The organism is Streptomyces sp. NPDC045021, from assembly GCF_056432645.1.
In genome coordinates this window covers 83,868-102,040 of the sequence record NZ_JBWKIQ010000005.1, presented here as the reverse complement: position 1 = coordinate 102,040, position 18,173 = coordinate 83,868, and the positions used below count along the sequence as shown (strand labels likewise).

Sequence of the window (18,173 nt, the reverse complement as noted above, 5' to 3'; positions counted from 1 at the left end):
GGCGAAGATGACGAACGCGACCGAAACCCAGGGGCCGCTTCAGGGAGCGGTCATCGCCGTGGCGGGGGCCGGCGGGCCGGCCGGCCGCGCGATGCTCCAACGGCTCGCCAAGGCGGGCGCCCATGTCGTCGCGGCGGACGCGAATCCCGAACGGCTCGCGCAAGCCGTCGACCAGGCCCGCTACGACGCCGGCGGTGCGGACATCACCGGCGAGATCGTGGACCTGCTTGACCCCGTCGCGACCCGTGAATGGGCCGAGCGGATCGAGAAGGACCATGGTCCGGTCGACGGCCTGGTCCACCTGGTCGGCGGCTGGCGCGGTTCCGCGTCGTTCACCGAGACCGACCTCGCCGACTGGGACTTCCTGCACAAGCTGCTGATCCGCACCGTTCAGCACACCTCGCTGGCGTTCCACGACCCGCTGCTGCGCAGCAAGCGCGGCCGCTACGTGCTGATCAGCGCCGCCGGCGCCAGCAGCCCGACGTCCGGCAACGCCGCCTACGCCGCGTCGAAGGCCGCCGCCGAAGCGTGGACGCTCGCCATGGGCGACTCGTTCCGCAAGCTGGCGGGCACCGATCCGCTCACCGCGGCAGCCAGCGTCGTCGTCATCAAGGCGCTGGTGCACGATGAGATGCGGGCGCAGCGCCCGAACGCCAAATTCGCCGGCTTCACCGATGTGACGGACCTCGCCGAGGCCGTCACGGACATCTGGAGCCGGCCCGCCGAGGAAGTGAACGGAACCCGACTGTGGCTGACGCCCCAACCGTGACCGAGCAGCTCGCCACCGACGCCGTCCGGCGGCACGACCCGGAGGTACGGGGCTTCGCCAGCGACAACTACGCCGGCGTACACCCCGAGGTGCTCACCGCCCTCGCCCTCGCCAACGGCGGCCACCAGGTCGCGTACGGCGAGGACGACTACACCGCCCATCTGCAGGACATCTTCCGCGGCCACTTCGGCCCGCGCGCGGAGGTCTTCCCGGTCTTCAACGGCACCGGCGCCAACGTCACGGCGCTGCAGGCCGTCACCGAGCGCTGGGGCGCGGTCATCTGCGCGGCGTCCGCGCACATCAACGTGGACGAGTGCGGTGCTCCGGAGCGCGTCGGCGGCCTGAAGCTGCTGACCGTCCCGACGCCCGACGGCAAGCTCACCCCCGAGCTGATCGACCTCCAGGCGTACGGCTTCGAGGACGAGCACCGGGCGCAGCCGCAGGTCGTCTCGATCACCCAGACCACCGAGCTGGGCACCTGCTACACCCCCGACGAGATCCGGGCGATCTGCGACCACGCCCACCAGCACGGCATGGTCGTCCACCTGGACGGTGCGCGGATCTCCAACGCCGCCGCGACGCTCGGTGTGCCGCTCGCGGCGTTCACCACCGACGCCGGGGTCGACATCCTCTCCTTCGGCGGCACCAAGAACGGCCTGCTGATGGGGGAGTGCATCGTCGTCCTCACCCCCGACCGGGTGCGCGCCATGAAGCACCTGCGCAAGCTGTCGATGCAGCTCGCCTCCAAGATGCGCTTCGTGTCGGTGCAGTTCGAGGCGCTGCTCGCCGGTGACCTGTGGCTGCGCAGCGCTCGGCACGCCAACGCGATGGCGCGTCGGCTGGAAGCGGCCGTCCGCGGCGTCGAGGGCGTGACGATCATGCGCCCCGTCGAGTCCAACGCCGTCTTCGCGATCCTGCCGCGCGAGGTCAGCGAGCGGCTGCAGAAGCGCTACCGCTTCTATTTCTGGGACGAGAACACCGGCGAGGTCCGCTGGATGTGCTCCTTCGACACCACGGAGGAGGACGTCGACTCGTTCGCGGCGGCCCTCGCCGCGGAGATGGCCGGACACGAGGCCTGACACGAGGCCGGCCACGGCCTGACACCAGGCTGGGCACGGCTCGGATCAAGCCAACTTGCGCTGCTGTCCCAACCGTTGACTTCATCGCCGACCGGCGGGTATGACACGTACACATGCGCATCGGCGCACGCCTCATCACCGGGAGTGGGGGGCCTGCATGTACGACGATCAGCCCGCCTTCGGCGCCAGTCGACGATCGGTGGCCGGGACCACCGTGGTCGAGCTCTGGGGTGAACTGGACGTCCTCGCCTCGGCGGGGCTGTCCCCTTTCCTCGACGCACTGGCCCGGGTGACCAACTCGGACTTCGTCATCGATCTGCGGCCGGTGACGTTCATCGACTGCAGCGGTCTGTCGCTGCTCTGCCGGTTCCGGATGCGCGCCCTCGAAAGCGGGGGCCGCGTCCGGATCGTCAGCGCCGATCCGTCCTTCGCGAAGCTGCTGAGGCTCACCCGGCTGGCCCGGGTCTTCGAGATCCATCCCGATCTGGCGTCCGCGCTGGCCCGGCACGCGGAGGACACCGGGCCGGCCGCAACGAACGGTGCGATCGCCTAGTCTGAATAAATATGCGCTGGCTCGTATTTCGATTGATTGGCCGCGCGATCATGCCTAGGGTTCCGGGTATGGAACTCCTCCAGGACGTACCCGGCCAGGCGGCCTATCTCGCCGCCGACGACGTCATCGACCATGACCACCCGCTGGTGCGCGAGACCGCGGAGCGGCTGCGCGCCGGCGCCACCGGCCCGTACGACTACGCGCGGGCGGCCTTCGAGTTCGTCCGCGACACCATTCCGCACTCCGGCGACGCCGACGACCCCCGGGTGACCTGGCGGGCCTCGGACGTCCTCCGCCTGCGCACCGGTATCTGCCACGCCAAGTCGCATGCGCTCACCGCGCTGCTGCGGGCCGAGGGCATCCCCACCGGGCTCTGCTACCAGCGGCTCGCCGCCGAGGACGGTAGCGATCCGTTGGTCCACGGCCTCATCGCCGTCCTGCTGCCCGGTGAGACCCGCTGGGCGCGCCAGGACGCGCGGGGCAACAAGCCGGGTGTGGACGCGCACTTCTCGACGGACCGGGAACAGCTCGCCTGGCAGGTCCGCCCCGGATTCGGCGAGGTCGACTACCCCGTGCTGTACGCGGCCGCGCCGCCGGCCGTGCTGGAATCGCTTCAGCGCGCCACCGACCGGCCGCACCTGTGGCGGCTGCTGCCGACCGCGCTGTGAACGCCGTCCCGTCGACGAACCAAGGTCTGCGATGCCCCCGATGAACACCGCTCCGCCCCTGAAGATCACCGTGGCCCCGGAGGTGCACGACCTCGCGCCCGGTTTTGTCCCCCTCGTCGTCGAGGCCCGCGGCCTCACCAACGGCCCGAGCGACGAGCGGAGCTCCGCGCTGCTCGACGACGCCGTGCGCCGGCTCGCCGGCCGGCTCGCCGGCCGCGCCCCGCACGAGGACCCGCACCTCGCCGCCTGGCGGGAGGCGTACAGCGCCTTCGGCGCCAAGCCGTCCCGCACCCGCAACTCCGCCGAGGCGCTGGCCCGGCGCGCACTCGCCGACGGCGGCCTGCCGAGGATCAATCTCCTCGTCGACCTCTACAACGCCGTCAGCGTGGCCCATCTCGTCCCGGTCGGCGGCGAGGACACCGACCACATCCTCGGCGGGATGCGGCTGGTGCGGGCCGATGGTGACGAGAAGTTCGAGACCGCGGCCGGCGGCGCGCCCGTCGTCGAGCACCCCGAGCCCGGTGAGGTCGTCTGGCAGGACGACACCGGAGTCACCTGCCGCCGCTGGAACTGGCGTCAGGGCGTCAGGACCCGGCTGACGGAGGACTCCGTCAACGCCGTCTTCCTGCTCGAACGCCTCGCGCCGATGCCGCTCGACGAGCTGCACGCCGCGGCGGGCGAGCTCGCCGACGGCCTGCGCCTGCTGTGCCCGGCGGCGAAGGTGACGGTCCGCATCGCGGACTGAGCCCGGGCGCCGCGGCGCGGTGGGTCAGCGCCTGGCCGCCCGCTCGTCGCGGTCCGCCCGGTCCAGCTCGGCGGCCTCTTCCGGGGTGGGCGCCGTGCCGCCGAGGTGGCTGGGCAGCCACCACCGGTCGTCGGGGCCGCTGGGCTTGCCCGGGTAGGCGCGCTGTGCGTCCTCCAGCAGCTCCTGGACGCGCATCCGCAGCCGCCGGGTGAGCGCGCCCGGCTTCTCGCCGTCGTTCGCCCGCATCGGCTCGCCGACCCGCATGGTGATGGGGAACTTGTTGCGGCCGAGTTGGCGCGGGTGCCCCTTGGTCCACAGCCGCTGGGTGCCCCACAGGGCCATCGGCAGCAGCGGTACGCCGGCTTCCTCGGCGAGCCGCGCCGCACCGGACTTGAACGACTTCAAGGTGAACGACTGCGAGATGGTGGCCTCGGGGAAGACGCCGATGATCTCGCCGGCCCGCAGCGCGTCCAGCGCGTGCGCGTACGCGTGCATACCTTCCGAGCGGTCCACCGGGATGTGCTTCATCGCCCGCATCAGCGGACCCGACACCTTGTGCCGGAAGACCGACTCCTTCGCCATGAAGCGGACCAGCCGCTTGGCCGGGAGAGCCGTCAGACCGGCGAAGACGAAGTCCAGGTAGCCGATGTGGTTGGAGACCAGCAGCGCTCCGCCCTTGCGCGGAACGTTCTCCGTACCACCGATGTCGAAACGCAGCCCCTGCACACGGAACATGGTGCGGGCGACGCCGATGACCGGGGGGTAGACGAGTTCAGCCATGTCCGGGTACCTGCTCTCTCCGGGGGCGGCTCTCCCGGCGGAAGTTACGCGCCCGTAGGTTCCGGTCGCTGATGGATCGTGCACCGACAACGTGCCCCGTGTCACCTTGCGTGCCCACGATCCCGCGAGATTCTCGTCACGTCACCTCGTCGCACGCCGGAACAAGAGGTACATCTCGCATCCCAAGCAGTACCCGAAGGCCGCGTTGAGAAACGCCGCGGCCAGCGCGCAGCCCGTCGCCGCCATGCCCAGCCACAGCGGTCCCGCGAGGTAACCGGTCAGCCCGATGATCGCGAAGACGAGCCCCACCGCCTGCGCGAAGCGCGGCGGCGCCGGGTCCTCGGTCTCCGCCGTCGGCCCGAGCCGGGGCCGTACGAAGGTGGCGAAGAGCCAGCCGTACGGGGAGCGCCGCACCCCGGCCGCGGCGCCCACCGCGAAGACCACCAGCTGCACGGCGAGCAGCCAGCCACTCCCGGTGACCAGGACAGCGGCCAGGACGACGGTGGTCAGGACGGCACCGAACCGGGGGCCCCGCACATCGAGGCCGGGGGCGGGGTGCGCGGCATTCATCGCGTTCATGGAGCCGATGATCCCGGACCGGAGCGCACCTGGCCGCACGGGAATCATTGCGGTCCCGTGAACGCTGCACCGCTGCGGGAGGAAAGATGACGGGATTGATGGTGTGCCTCGCTGTCCTCGCGGCGGCGAGTGTGTTCGGCCTGGTGCACCAGCGCCGGAACGGGAGGATGCGCGTGCGGACGAAGGACGGCCAGGAGCGGCTGACGGCTGCCGAGATCGGCGGGCCGCTCGGCGCGCGCGCCACGCTGGTGCAGTTCTCCAGCTCCTTCTGCGCCCCGTGCCGGGCCACCCGACGGACGCTCGACGAGATCGCCGCCATGGTCGAGGGGGTGACCCACGTCGAGATCGACGCGGAGGCCCATCTGGAACTCGTCCGCCGGCTGGCGGTCCTCAAGACGCCGACCGTCCTCGTGCTCGACGCGAGCGGAGCGGTGGTGCGCAGGGCGGCGGGCCAGCCGCGCAAGGTGGATGTGATCGCGGCGCTCGGCGCCGCGGTGTGACGGCCGCGCCGGGCCGGTGATCTTGTGACGGGGATCCCATATCCCGGGCCGCTCTTGACGGGGCCCACCCGCCATCGTCACTCTGACGTTATGTCGCGAGACCCCCTTCTTCACACGCGCGCGGATGTCGATTTCGGTCGCCATTCGAGTGCGCGCTGTCCGAGTTGTTGAGTGCCCCAGACGACCATTCGCCTCCGGCCCGACCGCTCCAGAAGGACAACTCCATGACTGCCCTGACCGACCTCGGCACGTATCCCGGCACCGGTGCCGGCTTCGATCCAGCAGTTTTCCGCTCGGTGTTCCGCCGCCACGCGGCCGGCGTCGCCGTGATCACCGCGGCCGGTGACCGGCCGGTGGGTTTCACGGCCACCTCGCTCACCTCCGTGTCGGCCGAACCCCCGCTGCTCTCGTTCGGCATCAGTACCGGTTCCTCCAGCTGGCCCACGGTGTCCGAGGTGCCGTTCGTGGGCGTCCATGTGCTCGGCGAGCACCAGGAAGCGCTGGCCGCGACCTTCGCGCGCAGCGGCGCCGACCGGTTCGGCCCGGCCACCGACTGGCACGAGGGGCCGCACGGCGTGCCCCTGCTCGGCGACGTCTCCGCCTGGCTTGTGTGCCGCGTGCTGGCGCGCATCCCCGCGGGCGACCACCGGATCGTGGTGGCGCAGGCCGTCGCGGGCGATCCGACCGGCCGCGGCACCCCGCTCCTCTACCACCAGGGCGGCTTCAACGGGCTGCGCCACTGACCCGTTCCGGGCCGTGGCGTCGGCAACGTCACAGTTCATCACCCTTGCATGCGGGTCAAGAGCTGGGTGTACTGGCGAGTAACCTTCTGTTGGAGCGCTGACGCGTGCCGGTGGGGGGCCGCCCCGCTGAGGAGCCTATGCTGCCTGCAAGGGCAGTTGACGAGACTAAGCAGTAGGAGAGCAGGCGTGAGCTTGAGGATCGTTGTCTGTGTGAAGTACGTGCCCGACGCCACGGGCGACCGTCACTTCGCCGAGGACCTGACCACTGACCGCGACGCTGTTGACGGTCTGCTGTCCGAGCTCGACGAGTACGCGGTCGAGCAGGCGCTGCAGATCGCCGACGCGGCCGACGATGCCGAGATCACGGTACTGACCGTCGGTCCCGAGGACGCCAAGGACGCGCTGCGCAAGGCGCTGTCGATGGGCGCCCACAAGGCCATCCACGTCGAGGACGACGCGCTGCACGGCACCGATGTGTTCGGTACCTCGCTGGTGCTCGCCAAGGCGATCGAGCACGCCGGGTTCGACCTGGTCGTGTGCGGTATGGCCTCCACCGACGGCACCATGGGCGTCCTGCCGGCGATCCTCGCGGAGCGCCTCGGCGTCCCGCAGGTGACCCTGCTGGCCGAGGTGTCCGTTGCCGACGGCAAGGTGACCGGCCGCCGTGACGGCGACGCGGCGAGCGAGCAGCTCGAGGCGTCCCTCCCCGCCCTGATCTCCGTGACCGACCAGTCGGGCGAGGCCCGCTACCCGTCGTTCAAGGGCATCATGGCCGCCAAGAAGAAGCCGGTGGAGTCCCTGGACCTGTCGGACCTGGACATCGACGAGGCCACGGTCGGCCTCGCCGGCTCCTGGTCCGCGGTGGACGAGGCCTCGCAGCGCCCGGCGCGCACCGCCGGCACGATCGTCAAGGACGAGGGCGAGGGCGGCAAGCAGCTTGCCGAGTTCCTCGCGAGCCAGAAGTTCATCTGAGCCGCGATCCCGCTGCCCCCGCCTCTCTAGATTTCGCAGGAGACCATTCCTATGGGTGAAGTCCTCGTCCTCGTCGACCACGTGGACGGTGCCGTCCGCAAGCCGACCCTCGAACTGCTGACCCTGGCCCGCCGGATCGGCGAGCCCGTCGCCGTCTTCCTCGGCGCCGGCGTCGACACCGCCGCCCCCGTGCTCGCCGAGTACGGCGCGGTCAAGGTGCTGGCCGCCGACGCGGCCGAGTTCGCCGACTACCTCGTCGTACCGAAGGTGGACGCGCTGCAGGCCGCCGCCAAGGCCGTGGAACCGGTGGCCGTCCTGGTGCCGTCCTCCGCGGAGGGCAAGGAGATCGCGGCCCGCCTCGCGCTGCGCCTCGGCTCCGGCATCATCACCGACGCCACCGACGTCGAGCCGGGCGACGGTGGCCCGGTCGCCACGCAGGCGGTGTTCGCCGCGTCGTTCACCACCAAGTCGCGCATCACCACCGGCGTGCCGGTCATCACCGTCAAGCCGAACTCCGCCGCTCCGGAGGCCGCCCCGGCCGCCGGCACGGTCGAGCAGCTCGCCGTCTCCTTCGGTGAGCTCGCCACGGGCACCAAGGTCCTCGCGCGCACCCCGCGCGAGTCCACCGGGCGCCCGGAGCTGACCGAGGCCGCGATCGTGGTCTCGGGTGGGCGCGGCGTCAACGGCGCCGAGAACTTCCACATCATCGAGGCGCTCGCCGACTCGCTCGGTGCGGCCGTCGGCGCTTCCCGCGCCGCGGTGGACGCCGGCTGGTACCCGCACACCAACCAGGTGGGCCAGACCGGCAAGTCGGTCTCGCCGCAGCTCTACATCGCCAACGGCATCTCCGGCGCCATCCAGCACCGGGCCGGCATGCAGACCTCGAAGACGATCGTGGCGGTCAACAAGGACGCCGAGGCGCCGATCTTCGACCTGGTCGACTACGGCGTGGTCGGCGACCTGTTCCAGGTCGTCCCGCAGCTGACCGAGGAGATCACGGCCCGCAAGGGCTGATCCCGCGGTACTTCCGACGGCCCCCGCACGCCTGGCGCGTGCGGGGGCTGTCGTGCGTTCCGCCCCGTCCGTGCAGGTGGGAATCTCGTCCCATGGGCGTTTTGGGCCGACATCGGGCGGCCGGGTGTTGACCCCGCCTCGTGGCGCGGATAACTTCCCTTCAACGGTTTGTTGAAGTTCGGGAGGCTGGCACATGACGCACGGTGAGACGGTCGGCACGACGTTGGCGGACGCGGTACGAGAGGGCATCGGTGCCTCGCTCGCCGCGACCGACGCGGAGCTGGCCCGCCGCTACCCCGGAGACCCGGGTACCCGGCAGCCGGTGCACACCGTCTACGTCCCCGCCGACGCCTTCACCGCCGACACCGTACGCAGCTGGGGCCGGCAGGCGCTGGCCGCGCTCGACGAGCACGCCCCGGACGCGGAGTCCCTCGCGCGGGTGCTCGGCCTGAGCGACGACCTCGCCGGGCCGGTCCACGACCGGGTGCGCGCCAAGCTGGAGCGCGAGCCCGTCGAGGACCTCCGGATCGACTTCGAGGACGGTTACGGGCAGCGCCCGGACGCAGAGGAGGACGCCGCGGCCGTGGCCGCCGCCCGGATCGTCTCCGCCGCTGTCGCTGGGGGCACCTCCCGGCCGGAGGTTGGGGGAGGGACCACACCCCCGTACATCGGCATCCGCATGAAGTGCATGGAGGCGGCGGTCCGCGACCGCGGCATCCGCACCCTGGACATCTTCCTCAGCACGCTGATGGAGGCCGGCGGCCTGCCGGACGGGCTGGTGCTGACGCTGCCGAAGGTGACGTTCCCGCAGCAGGTCACCGCGATGGTCCGACTCTGTGAGGAGTTCGAGAAGGCCCGCGGCCTGGCGCCCGGCCGCATCGGCTTCGAGATCCAGATCGAGACGACCCAGTCGATCCTGGGCCCCGACGGGACCGCCACCGTGCCCCGCCTCATCGACGCCGCCGAGGGCCGCGCCACCGGCCTGCACTACGGCACCTTCGACTACAGCGCCTCCTGCGGGGTCAGCGCCGCCTACCAGTCGATGGACCACCCGGTCGCCGACTACGCCAAGGCCGTGATGCAGGTCGCCGCGGCGGGCACCGGCGTCCGGCTCTCCGACGGTTCCACGAACGTGCTGCCGGTCGGCCCGACCGCTCAGGTGCACGATGCCTGGCGGCTCCACCACGGCCTCGTCCGCCGCTCGCTCGCCCGCGCCTACTACCAGGGCTGGGACATGCACCCAGGCCACCTGCCCACCCGCTACGCCGCCGTCTACGCCTTCTACCGCGAGGGCCTGGATGCGGCCGCGGCCCGGCTCGCGGCGTACGTGGCCAAGGCCGGCGGCGATGTGATTGACGAGCCCGCCACCGCCAAGGCGCTCAGCGGCTACCTGCTGCGCGGCCTGGACTGCGGCGCCGTCGACCTCGAAGAGGTCACGGCGCGCACCGCGCTCGGCCGCGCGGAGCTGGACACCCTGGCCGGCTGCTGAACCCGGGAGCCGGGCTCCGGCCCGCCTCCCCCCGGACCGTGCCCGGCCGGAGCGCCCTGACCGCGCCCGGCCGGGCACACGGCCGCCGGCTACGGCGCCGGCGGGATCTCGCCCGAGCCGCGCACGATCAGCCGGGCGGCCAGCTCGATCCGGCGCGGCTTGTCGGATCCGCCGTCCAGCCGGCGGAAGAGCAGCTTCGCCGCCGCCCGTCCGAGCCCGACCGCGTCCTGCGCGACCACCGTGATCGCGGGGCGCAGCAGATCGGCGAGCTCGAAGTCGTCGAACCCCACCAGGGCGACCGGACGCAGCTCGCCGAGGAGTACCCGTACCGCGGTGACGGTGACTCGGTTGTTGCCGGCGAAGAGCGCCGTGATCGGCTCGGGCCCCGACAGCATCGCCCCCAGCGCGGCGCGTACCCGCTCGGGCGCGGTGGGGCCCATCGAGATCCACTCCTCGCTCACCGGCAGCCCCGCGGCGGCCATCGCCTCGCGGTAGCCGCGCAGCCGCTCGGTGGCGGTGAAGATCCGCGGCTGGTCGCCGATGAAGCCGATCCGCCGGTGGCCGTGCGCGATGAGGTGGGCGACGCCCTCGCGGGTGCCGCCGGCGCTGTCGGTGAGGACGACATCGGCGTCGATGCCGCCGGCCGGCCGGTCCACGAAGACCGTCGAGACGCCGGCGTCGATCTCCGGCTCCAGATAGCGGTGGTCGTCGCTGGCGGGCACCACGACCAGTCCGTCCACCCGGCGGGCGCAGAACGCGAGGACCAGTTCCTGCTCGCGTTCGGCGTTCTCGGCGCTGGAACCGGTGAACAGCAGCGTCGAGTGCGCGCGGGCGACCTCCTCCACCGCCCGGCTCAGCGGCGAGTAGAACGGGTCGGCGAGATCCTCCAGCACCAGACCTATGCTGGCCGTGCGTCCGGTGCGCAGCAGCCGCGCGCTGTCGTTGCGCCGGAAGCCGAGGGCGTCGATCGCCTCCCGAACCCGCTGGATGGTGTCCGGGGTGACCCCCGGTTCCTCGTTGACCACCCTGGAGACCGTCTTGAGCCCGACTCCGGCCCGCGTTGCGACGTCCTTCATGGTGGGGCGGGGGGTATGCCCCGGGGTGTGGGTCACTGTCGCGATATTCCTTGCCGCAATGAATGGACAACGTTGTCAGCGAAAGGAAACACTACTCCTGACCCCGCGCCACGTGCGGGGATCCGGCCAATGAGAGGGAGAACGGAACCCGATGCACTCCGACCGCGCCGCAGGCTCGCTGATTGCCGCACTGGACATCGGCGGAACGAAGATCGCCGGCGCCCTGGTCGACGCGAGCGGCCGGCTGCTCGTGCGCACGCTGCGACCGACCCCCGCCAAGCAGGACGGCGAGACGGTGATGCGCGCCGTCGGGGAGGTTCTCGGTGAGCTGCGCCAGGACGGCGGATGGCGGCGCGTGGTAGCCGTCGGCATCGGGAGCGCGGGACCGGTGGACGCCTCGCGCGGAACCGTCAGCCCGGTCAACGTCCCCGGCTGGCGCGACTTCCCGCTGGTCGAGCGGGTGGCGCGGGCGGTCGACGGGCTTCCGGTCGTCCTGACGGGGGACGGCGTCGCGATGACGGCGGCCGAGCACTGGCTGGGCGCCGCCCGCGGTTACGACAACGCGCTGTGCATGGTCGTCTCCACGGGCGTCGGAGGCGGGCTCGTGGTCGGTGGCGCCCTGCTGCCGGGCCCCACGGGGAACGCGGGCCACATCGGCCACATCAGCGTCGACCTCGACGGCGAGTCCTGCCCGTGCGGGTCGCGCGGCTGCGTGGAGCGGCTGGCCAGCGGGCCGAACATCGTCCGCCGGGCCCTGGAGAACGGCTGGCTCCCGGCCGGCGGCTCCGAGCCGACAGCCGCCGCCGTGGCGCACTCCGCGCGAGCGGGCGACCCGGTCGCGCTGGCCTCCTTCGACCGGGCCGCGCAGGCGCTGGCGGCCGGGATCGCCGCCACCGCGACGCTGGTCGAGGTGCGGGTCGTGGTGATCGGCGGCGGGGTGGCAGGCGCGGGGGACGTGCTCTTCGGCCCGCTGCGCGCGCACCTGGCGCGCTACGCGACGCTGTCGTTCGCCGCCGGGGTCGAGGTGGTTCCGGCGCTGCTCGGCACCGACGCGGGCCTGGTCGGCGCCGCGGCGGCCGCCGCCCAGGCGCTGGGACTGGCGGAGTTCTCGCCGGAGTTCGCTCTGGAGGGCTGAACAGCGCTCCGACGACTGGTTGTGCGGGGCCCCGGAGGCACGATGACATGTGCCGGCAGGGCCTCGCGCCGACCGGAGTCACGCAGGGTTATACCCAAGGGAATGACGGTCGTTTACGTTAGAAGCTGTTGAAGGTTGTTGAAAGAGATCCGGTAACCGTTGTTCGTTATCTCGTCAGAAACCTTGACACCGCCCCCGCCCGGAGGTGAGATCGCACCGCTCGCGTTCGGTTGTGTTCAGTTCCACCCACGAGGAGGGGGACATGGCGCAGTCATCGTTCAGTGGTCGGCCCACATTCACAGAAGCCGCCGGACATCGGATCTCCCGCCGAAGCCTGCTGCGAGGTGCAGCGATCAGCGCGGGAGCGGTAACCCTTCCCTCGCTGCTCGCCGCCTGTAGCAGCGGCCCCGCCGGGGACAGCAAGACGGTTACTCTCGGTTCCAATGCGTCGGATGCCGTGCCGAAGGCGGCGTTCCAGTCGGCCTTTGACGCCTATCAGAAGCAGTCGGGAGAGACGGTGAAGGTCAACACCGTCGACCACAACACGTTCCAGGAGAACATCAACCGCTATCTGCAGGGCAGCCCGGACGACGTCTTCATGTGGTTCGCCGGCAACCGGATGCAGTTCTTCGCGGAAAAGGGCCTGCTGACCGACATCAGCGATGTGTGGTCGGGATTCAAGGGTTTCTCCGACGCGCTCAAGGCGCAGTCCACCGGGCATGACGGCAAGCAGTACTTCGTGCCGTACTACTACTACCCGTGGGCCGTCTTCCACCGTAAAAGCCTCTTCCAGCAGCACGGTTACGAGGCGCCGAAGACGTTCGACCAGTACACCGCGCTCGCCAAGCAGATGCAGAAGGACGGGCTGACCCCGATCGCCTTCGGCGACAAGGACGGCTGGCCCGCCATGGGCACGTTCGACTACATCAACATGCGGGCCAACGGTTACGACTTCCACGCCTCGCTCATGGCGGGCAAGGAGTCCTGGACCGACCCCAAGGTCAAGCACGTGTTCGACCTGTGGCGCAGCCTGATGCCCTATCACCAGAAGGGCGCCAACGGCCGGACCTGGGAGGAGGCGGGGCAGAGCCTGCAGCAGCGCAAGACCGGCATGGCGGTCTTCGGGCTGCCGCACCCCGGCACCCAGTTCCCCGAGGCCGAACACGCGGACCTGGACTTCTTCCCCTTCCCGGAGATCGACCCGGCGCACGGGCAGGACTCGGTCGAAGCACCCATCGACGGCTTCCTGATGTCGAAGAAGGCCAAGGACAAGGACGCGGCGCGGGACTTCCTCAAGTACCTGGCCACCCCGGCGGCCGAGGACGCCTACCTCGCCGGCGACCCGAACAACGTCGGTGTCAACTCCGGTGCCTCCACCGCCAAGTACACCGAACTGCAGAAGAAGTCCGCGGAACTGGTCTCCGGAGCCAAGCACATATCCCAGTTCCTGGACCGCGACACCCGTCCGGACTTCGCCTCGACCGTCATGATCCCGGCGCTGCAGACGTTCATCAACAAGCCGGACGACATCGACGGGCTGGTCAACAGCATCGAGAGGCAGAAGAAGTCCATCTTCGCCGCCGCGGACTAGGAGTACAGGCTGTGCCGCAGATCATCACGCGGCGCGCCGGACGGCGGGGCCCGCGGAGGTTCACCCCTCGCGACCTCGCCGTCCTCGGTGTGCTGCTCGGGATACCCGTCCTGCTGGAAATCTGCCTCATCTGGGGCCCCACCCTGGCCTCCGTCGGGCTGTCGTTCACCAGCTGGGACGGCGTCGGCAGCATCCACTGGGTCGGCACCCGCAACTACCACGACCTGATCACGAACTATCCGCCGTTCTGGCGGGCGGCCCGCAACAACCTGCTCTGGCTGGGGTTCCTGGGCCTGATCGCGACCCCCTTCGGGCTGCTGCTCGCGGTGCTGCTGGACAAGAACATCCGCTTCAGCCGCTTCTACCAGAGCACCCTCTACATGCCGGTCGTGCTCTCGCTGGCGGTGGTCGGCTTCATCGCGCAGCTGGTCTTCTCCCGCGACCAGGGCGCCCTCAACGCCGTTCTGGCCAACACCGACAACCCGACCGACTGGCTGGGCGACCCCTCGCTGAACATCTGGGCGATCCTGCTCGCCGCGGCCTGGCGGCACACCGGCTACGTGATGATCCTCTTCCTGGCCGGGCTGAAGTCGGTGGACCCCGCCCTCAAGGAGGCCGCGGCGATCGACGGGGCCAGCGAGGTGCAGTCGTTCTTCCGGGTCGTGCTGCCCACTCTCCGGCCGGTGAACGTCATCGTCGCGGTGATCACCGTCATCGAGGCGCTCCGGGCGTTCGACATCGTCTACGCCGTCAACCACGGGCGCAACGGTCTGGAACTGCTCAGCGTGTTGGTCACGGACAACATCATCGGCGAGGCCAGCCGGATCGGCTTCGGATCGGCGATCGCGGTGGTGCTGCTCACCATCTCGCTGGGATTCATCGTGACGTACCTGGTCCAGGAGATGCGCGAGGAGAAGAAGTCATGACATCCGCCGTTGCCGCCCGGCCCTCCCAGCACGCGAAGGCCGCCACCGGCGGCCCGCCGGACCGGCGCCGGGTCCGTCCCGCGCGCCTGGGCCTCCACACGTTCCTGATGGTCGTGTCGCTGGCCTTCCTCGCCCCGCTCCTGCTCGCCGTCTACGCCTCGTTGCGGCCCTACCAGGAGACCGCCGAGTACGGGTACTTCTCCCTGCCGCGGCATCTGTCGTTCGACTACTACAAGCAGGCGTTCACCGAGGGGGAGATGAGCAAGTACTTCATCAACTCCCTGATCATCGCGGTGCCCGCGCTGCTGCTCACGCTGTTCTTCGCCTCCTTCGTCGCGTTCTCGGTGTCGCGGATCCAGCTCAGGGGCCGGGTCTTCCTGCTGATCATGTTCACGGCGGGCAACCTGCTTCCCCAGCAGGTGATCGTGACCCCGCTGTACGTGCTCTTCAACCGGATTCCGCTGCCGTACTGGATGTCCGACTCGATGACGATGTACGACTCCTACTGGGCCGTCATCGCCGTCCAGGTGGCCTTCCAGACCGGCTTCTGCGTATTCGTTCTCGCCAATTTCATGCGCACCCTGCCGATGGAGATCATCGAGGCCGCGATCGTCGACGGTGCGGGGGTGTGGACCCAGTACTGGCGCATCACGCTGCCGCTGTGCCGGCCGGCCGTCGCCGCGCTCGCCACGCTGCAGTTCACCTGGATGTACAACGACTTCCTGTGGGCGCTGGTCTTCATGTCCTCCGGCGACAAGCTGCCGATCACCTCGGCGCTCAACAACCTGCGCGGACAGTTCTTCACGGACTACAACCTGCTGGCGGCCGGGTCGGTCATGGTCGCGCTGCCCACGATCCTGGTCTTCATGATCCTGCAGCGGCAGTTCATCGCCGGCCTCACCCTGGGCGCGAGCAAGGGTTAGGGGGCACTGCGGGAAAACCTTCTTCTGGACGGGTGCCGACGGGTCGCCGGCGGGGGCCAGTACGAGCCGATGGCCGGTACTTCGCGTTTGCCGATGGCGATGATCCGGGCAATTCGTAGGGGGCTACGGAGAAGGGGGCACCGTGATCGTCTGGGTGAACGGGGCGTTCGGCGCGGGCAAGACCTGCGCCGCACGCGAACTGCTGGACCTACTGCCGGGCAGCACTCTCTACGATCCGGAGGTCGTCGGTACGGGACTCGGCCAGCTGCTGTCCGAGAAGCGGCTCCAGGAGGTGACCGACCTCCAGGACCTGCAGATCTGGCGGCGGCTGGTGGTCGACACCGCCGCCGCGCTGCTCCAGGAGGTCGGGGGAGTGCTGGTCGTCCCGGCGACGCTGCTGCGGCAGGAGTACCGGGACGAGCTCTTCGGCGGTCTGGCCTCGCGCGGGATCGTGGTGCGACATGTGCTGCTCGACCCTGGGGAAACGATCCTGCGGGAGCGTCTCGCCCGTCGGGAGGACACCGAGGAGGTGCGGGCGGGCCACGTTCCGGCCTACCTGGACGCGCTGCCCTGGCTCAGCGCCGACGCGTACGTCATCAGGACGGCGGGGCTCACGCCCAGGCAGACCGCGGAGCGGATCGCCGAGGCGCTGCGCCAGGGCGTGGGGCGCTGCGACATCGTGCAGACCCCGGAACCCACGGCGGAAACTGTCGCCTCCGGAGTGCTGCTCTTCGACGAACAGGACCGGGTGCTGCTCGTCGATCCCACCTACAAACCGGGGTGGGAGTTCCCCGGCGGGGTCGTCGAGCGCGGTGAGGCACCGGCGCAGGCGGGACTGCGTGAGGTCTCCGAGGAACTGGGCATCGAACTCGCCGTGGTGCCGAAGCTGCTGGTCGTCGACTGGGAGCCACCGGCGCCACCCGGCTTCGGAGGGATGCGGCTGCTCTTCGACGGCGGACGAATACCGGCCGCCGAAGCCGCCCGGCTGCTGCTTCCCGGGGCCGAACTGCGCGGCTGGCGGTTCGTCACCGAGGACGAGGCCGCGGGGCTGCTGCCGCCGGTGCGGCTGGACCGGCTGCGCTGGGCGCTGCGGGCCCGCGAGCGCGGCATCCCGCTGAACCTGGAAGCCGGCCGCCCCGTCGAATGAGCCGGGGGCCGGACCGACGGGGTCCCTCCCCCAGTCACCGCTGGGGGAGGGACCCCGTCACCTCGGACGGATCACACGGACCTGGACGCGGCGTACCTGCCCAGGAACAGCGCCTCGGCCAGCGACAGGCGCTCCAGCTCCTGCGGGGAGACGCTCTCGTTCACCGCGTGGATCTGGGCCTCGGGCTCGCTCAGGCCGATCAGCAGGATCTCCGCCTCGGGGTACAGCGTGGCCAGGGTGTTGCAGAGCGGGATCGAACCGCCCTGACCCGCGATCTCCAGCTCCTGGCCGTACGCGTCACGCATGGCGTCGGCCATCGCGGTGTACGCCGGGCTGGTGGTGTCGGCGCGGAACGGCTGGCCGCTGCCGCGCTGGGTGACCTCGACCCGGGCGCCCCACGGGGCCGCCGCCCGCAGATGCGCGATGAGCGCGTCGGCGGCCTCCTGGGCGTCCATGCCCGGCGGCACCCGGAGGCTGATCACCGCGCCCGCGCTCGCCTGGACGGAGGGCGTCGCGCCCACCACCGCCGGGCAGTCGATGCCCAGCACGGTCACGGACGGCCGGGCCCAGATCCGGTCCGAGATGGTGCCGGTGCCGACCAGGCCGACACCGTCGAGCACCTTGGCGTCCTGGCGGAAGTCGTCCTCCGGGTACTGCAGCCCCTCCCACCGGCCGCCGGCGTCCAGCCCGTCGACGGTGGTGGCGCCGTTCTCGTCGCGCAGGGTGCCGAGCATGTGGATGAGCGCGGCGAGCGCGTCCGTGGCCGCGCCGCCGAACTGGCCCGAGTGCAGATTGCCGCCGAGGGTGTCGACCTTCACCTCGACCATGGCCATGCCGCGCAGCGTCGCGGTGACCGTCGGCAGCCCGACCCGGAAGTTGCCCGCGTCACCGATCACGATCGCGTCGGCCGTCAGCAGATCGGGGTGCGCCTCGACATAGCGCTCCAGCCCGCCGGTGCCCTGCTCCTCGGAACCCTCGACGATGACCTTGATGTTCACCGGGGAGCCGCCGTGCTCGCGCAGGGCGCGCAGCGCCGTCAGGTGCATCAGGATGCCGCCCTTGCAGTCCGCGGCGCCGCGCCCGTACCAGCGGCCGTCCCGCTCGGTCAGCTCGAACGGCGGGGAGAGCCAGGCGGCTTCGTCCAGCGGCGGCTGCACGTCGTAGTGCGCGTACAGCAGCACTGTGGGCGCGCCCTGCGGTCCGGGGAGGTGGCCGTAGACCGACTGGGTGCCGTCCGGGGTGTCGAGCAGCGCCACGTCCTGGAAGCCGTCGGCCCGCAGCGCGTCGGCGACCCAGCCGGCGGCCTTCTCGCAGCCGCTCTTCGGGAACTGGCGTTCGTCCGCGACCGACGCGAACGAGACGAGTTCGGCGAGCTCCGCGCGGGCGCGCGGCATGAGCGAGGCGACGGTTTCGGAGAGCGGGACGGCCTGCATGGGCGCTCCTTGCGGGTGTGATGGTGTGTTCGTGCGCACAAGTGGACGTTG

19 protein-coding genes are annotated in these 18,173 nt (G+C 70.8%); 15 read left to right on the top strand and 4 right to left on the bottom strand.

Features of this window, described 5'->3' with window-relative positions; genetic code table 11:
• The first annotated feature begins 7 nt into the window (after nucleotides 1-7).
• From AC07DC_RS17185 to AC07DC_RS17165, 5 genes are all read left to right on the top strand, one after another.
• Nucleotides 8-769, top strand: a complete 762-nt coding sequence (locus AC07DC_RS17185) for an SDR family NAD(P)-dependent oxidoreductase (RefSeq protein ID WP_478915598.1) — start codon at nucleotides 8-10, stop codon at nucleotides 767-769.
• A complete protein-coding gene (locus AC07DC_RS17180) occupies nucleotides 748-1,848 on the top strand; it encodes a threonine aldolase family protein (RefSeq protein WP_478915238.1) in 1,101 nt (366 codons plus the stop codon). The genes AC07DC_RS17185 and AC07DC_RS17180 overlap by 22 nt, the downstream gene beginning before the upstream one ends.
• A gap of 157 nt (nucleotides 1,849-2,005) precedes the next feature.
• On the top strand, nucleotides 2,006-2,401 hold the full coding sequence (locus AC07DC_RS17175; RefSeq protein WP_478915237.1) for an STAS domain-containing protein: 396 nt from the start codon (nucleotides 2,006-2,008) through the stop codon (nucleotides 2,399-2,401).
• A gap of 68 nt (nucleotides 2,402-2,469) precedes the next feature.
• Complete coding sequence (locus AC07DC_RS17170; RefSeq protein WP_478915236.1) at nucleotides 2,470-3,069, top strand: transglutaminase-like domain-containing protein; 600 nt, start codon at nucleotides 2,470-2,472, stop codon at nucleotides 3,067-3,069.
• 40 nt (nucleotides 3,070-3,109) lie between these two features.
• Nucleotides 3,110-3,814 carry a B3/B4 domain-containing protein gene (locus AC07DC_RS17165; protein WP_478915235.1) on the top strand — a complete coding sequence of 235 codons (705 nt, stop codon included), beginning with the start codon at nucleotides 3,110-3,112 and terminating at the stop codon, nucleotides 3,812-3,814.
• Nucleotides 3,815-3,838: 24 nt separating this feature from the next.
• Here the strand turns inward: AC07DC_RS17165 and AC07DC_RS17160 are convergent, their stop codons facing one another.
• Nucleotides 3,839-4,594 (bottom strand): lysophospholipid acyltransferase family protein, encoded by a 756-nt coding sequence (locus tag AC07DC_RS17160; protein WP_478915234.1) that lies wholly within the window; start codon nucleotides 4,592-4,594, stop codon nucleotides 3,839-3,841.
• Nucleotides 4,595-4,735: 141 nt separating this feature from the next.
• Nucleotides 4,736-5,164, bottom strand: coding sequence for a DUF4395 domain-containing protein (locus tag AC07DC_RS17155; protein WP_478915597.1), 429 nt, complete (start codon nucleotides 5,162-5,164; stop codon nucleotides 4,736-4,738).
• 95 nt (nucleotides 5,165-5,259) lie between these two features.
• Between AC07DC_RS17155 and AC07DC_RS17150 the strand changes: the two genes are divergently transcribed.
• The 5 genes from AC07DC_RS17150 (at nucleotide 5,260) to AC07DC_RS17130 (ending at nucleotide 9,891) form a co-directional block, all read left to right on the top strand.
• Nucleotides 5,260-5,673 carry a thioredoxin family protein gene (locus AC07DC_RS17150; RefSeq protein WP_478915233.1) on the top strand — a complete coding sequence of 138 codons (414 nt, stop codon included), beginning with the start codon at nucleotides 5,260-5,262 and terminating at the stop codon, nucleotides 5,671-5,673.
• Nucleotides 5,674-5,897: 224 nt separating this feature from the next.
• A complete protein-coding gene (locus tag AC07DC_RS17145; RefSeq protein WP_478915232.1) occupies nucleotides 5,898-6,416 on the top strand; it encodes a flavin reductase family protein in 519 nt (172 codons plus the stop codon).
• Nucleotides 6,417-6,602: 186 nt separating this feature from the next.
• Nucleotides 6,603-7,388 (top strand): electron transfer flavoprotein subunit beta/FixA family protein, encoded by a 786-nt coding sequence (locus tag AC07DC_RS17140; RefSeq protein ID WP_478915231.1) that lies wholly within the window; start codon nucleotides 6,603-6,605, stop codon nucleotides 7,386-7,388.
• Nucleotides 7,389-7,439: 51 nt separating this feature from the next.
• Nucleotides 7,440-8,402 (top strand): electron transfer flavoprotein subunit alpha/FixB family protein, encoded by a 963-nt coding sequence (locus AC07DC_RS17135; RefSeq protein ID WP_478915230.1) that lies wholly within the window; start codon nucleotides 7,440-7,442, stop codon nucleotides 8,400-8,402.
• Between the two features lie 193 nt (nucleotides 8,403-8,595).
• The gene (locus tag AC07DC_RS17130; RefSeq protein ID WP_478915229.1) at nucleotides 8,596-9,891 is read left to right on the top strand and encodes a DUF6986 family protein; all 1,296 of its coding nucleotides are present in this window, start codon (nucleotides 8,596-8,598) and stop codon (nucleotides 9,889-9,891) included.
• 89 nt (nucleotides 9,892-9,980) lie between these two features.
• Here AC07DC_RS17130 and AC07DC_RS17125 read toward each other — a convergent pair whose 3' ends face one another.
• Nucleotides 9,981-10,967 carry a LacI family DNA-binding transcriptional regulator gene (locus AC07DC_RS17125; RefSeq protein WP_478915228.1) on the bottom strand — a complete coding sequence of 329 codons (987 nt, stop codon included), beginning with the start codon at nucleotides 10,965-10,967 and terminating at the stop codon, nucleotides 9,981-9,983.
• 151 nt (nucleotides 10,968-11,118) lie between these two features.
• Between AC07DC_RS17125 and AC07DC_RS17120 the strand changes: the two genes are divergently transcribed.
• The 5 genes from AC07DC_RS17120 to AC07DC_RS17100 all read left to right on the top strand — a co-directional run bounded on the left by AC07DC_RS17120 (nucleotide 11,119) and on the right by AC07DC_RS17100 (nucleotide 16,689).
• Nucleotides 11,119-12,102: an ROK family protein gene (locus AC07DC_RS17120; protein ID WP_478915227.1), complete on the top strand. Its 984-nt coding sequence runs from the start codon at nucleotides 11,119-11,121 to the stop codon at nucleotides 12,100-12,102.
• Nucleotides 12,103-12,421: 319 nt separating this feature from the next.
• Nucleotides 12,422-13,693, top strand: coding sequence for an ABC transporter substrate-binding protein (locus AC07DC_RS17115; RefSeq protein WP_478915596.1), 1,272 nt, complete (start codon nucleotides 12,422-12,424; stop codon nucleotides 13,691-13,693).
• An 11-nt stretch (nucleotides 13,694-13,704) separates the two neighbouring features.
• Nucleotides 13,705-14,619, top strand: a complete 915-nt coding sequence (locus tag AC07DC_RS17110) for a carbohydrate ABC transporter permease (RefSeq protein WP_478915226.1) — start codon at nucleotides 13,705-13,707, stop codon at nucleotides 14,617-14,619.
• Nucleotides 14,616-15,542 (top strand): carbohydrate ABC transporter permease, encoded by a 927-nt coding sequence (locus tag AC07DC_RS17105; protein WP_478915225.1) that lies wholly within the window; start codon nucleotides 14,616-14,618, stop codon nucleotides 15,540-15,542. The genes AC07DC_RS17110 and AC07DC_RS17105 overlap by 4 nt, the downstream gene beginning before the upstream one ends.
• 142 nt (nucleotides 15,543-15,684) lie before the next feature.
• Nucleotides 15,685-16,689, top strand: a complete 1,005-nt coding sequence (locus AC07DC_RS17100; protein WP_478915224.1) for an NUDIX hydrolase — start codon at nucleotides 15,685-15,687, stop codon at nucleotides 16,687-16,689.
• Nucleotides 16,690-16,760: 71 nt separating this feature from the next.
• On the opposite strand, the gene AC07DC_RS17095 is transcribed toward AC07DC_RS17100, so the two are convergent.
• Nucleotides 16,761-18,122, bottom strand: a complete 1,362-nt coding sequence (locus AC07DC_RS17095) for a M20/M25/M40 family metallo-hydrolase (protein ID WP_478915223.1) — start codon at nucleotides 18,120-18,122, stop codon at nucleotides 16,761-16,763.
• Nucleotides 18,123-18,173: the final 51 nt, after the last annotated feature.

Coding starts and splice junctions, on each gene's coding strand:
- AC07DC_RS17155 (WP_478915597.1), bottom strand. CDS start 5,164: ATGAATGCCGCGCACCCCGCCCCCGGCCTCGATGTGCGGGGCCCCCGG.
- AC07DC_RS17125 (WP_478915228.1), bottom strand. CDS start 10,967: ATGAAGGACGTCGCAACGCGGGCCGGAGTCGGGCTCAAGACGGTCTCC.
- AC07DC_RS17120 (WP_478915227.1), top strand. CDS start 11,119: ATGCACTCCGACCGCGCCGCAGGCTCGCTGATTGCCGCACTGGACATC.
- AC07DC_RS17130 (WP_478915229.1), top strand. CDS start 8,596: ATGACGCACGGTGAGACGGTCGGCACGACGTTGGCGGACGCGGTACGA.
- AC07DC_RS17095 (WP_478915223.1), bottom strand. CDS start 18,122: ATGCAGGCCGTCCCGCTCTCCGAAACCGTCGCCTCGCTCATGCCGCGC.
- AC07DC_RS17145 (WP_478915232.1), top strand. CDS start 5,898: ATGACTGCCCTGACCGACCTCGGCACGTATCCCGGCACCGGTGCCGGC.
- AC07DC_RS17185 (WP_478915598.1), top strand. CDS start 8: ATGACGAACGCGACCGAAACCCAGGGGCCGCTTCAGGGAGCGGTCATC.
- AC07DC_RS17170 (WP_478915236.1), top strand. CDS start 2,470: ATGGAACTCCTCCAGGACGTACCCGGCCAGGCGGCCTATCTCGCCGCC.
- AC07DC_RS17135 (WP_478915230.1), top strand. CDS start 7,440: ATGGGTGAAGTCCTCGTCCTCGTCGACCACGTGGACGGTGCCGTCCGC.
- AC07DC_RS17150 (WP_478915233.1), top strand. CDS start 5,260: ATGACGGGATTGATGGTGTGCCTCGCTGTCCTCGCGGCGGCGAGTGTG.
- AC07DC_RS17160 (WP_478915234.1), bottom strand. CDS start 4,594: ATGGCTGAACTCGTCTACCCCCCGGTCATCGGCGTCGCCCGCACCATG.
- AC07DC_RS17175 (WP_478915237.1), top strand. CDS start 2,006: ATGTACGACGATCAGCCCGCCTTCGGCGCCAGTCGACGATCGGTGGCC.
- AC07DC_RS17165 (WP_478915235.1), top strand. CDS start 3,110: ATGAACACCGCTCCGCCCCTGAAGATCACCGTGGCCCCGGAGGTGCAC.
- AC07DC_RS17105 (WP_478915225.1), top strand. CDS start 14,616: ATGACATCCGCCGTTGCCGCCCGGCCCTCCCAGCACGCGAAGGCCGCC.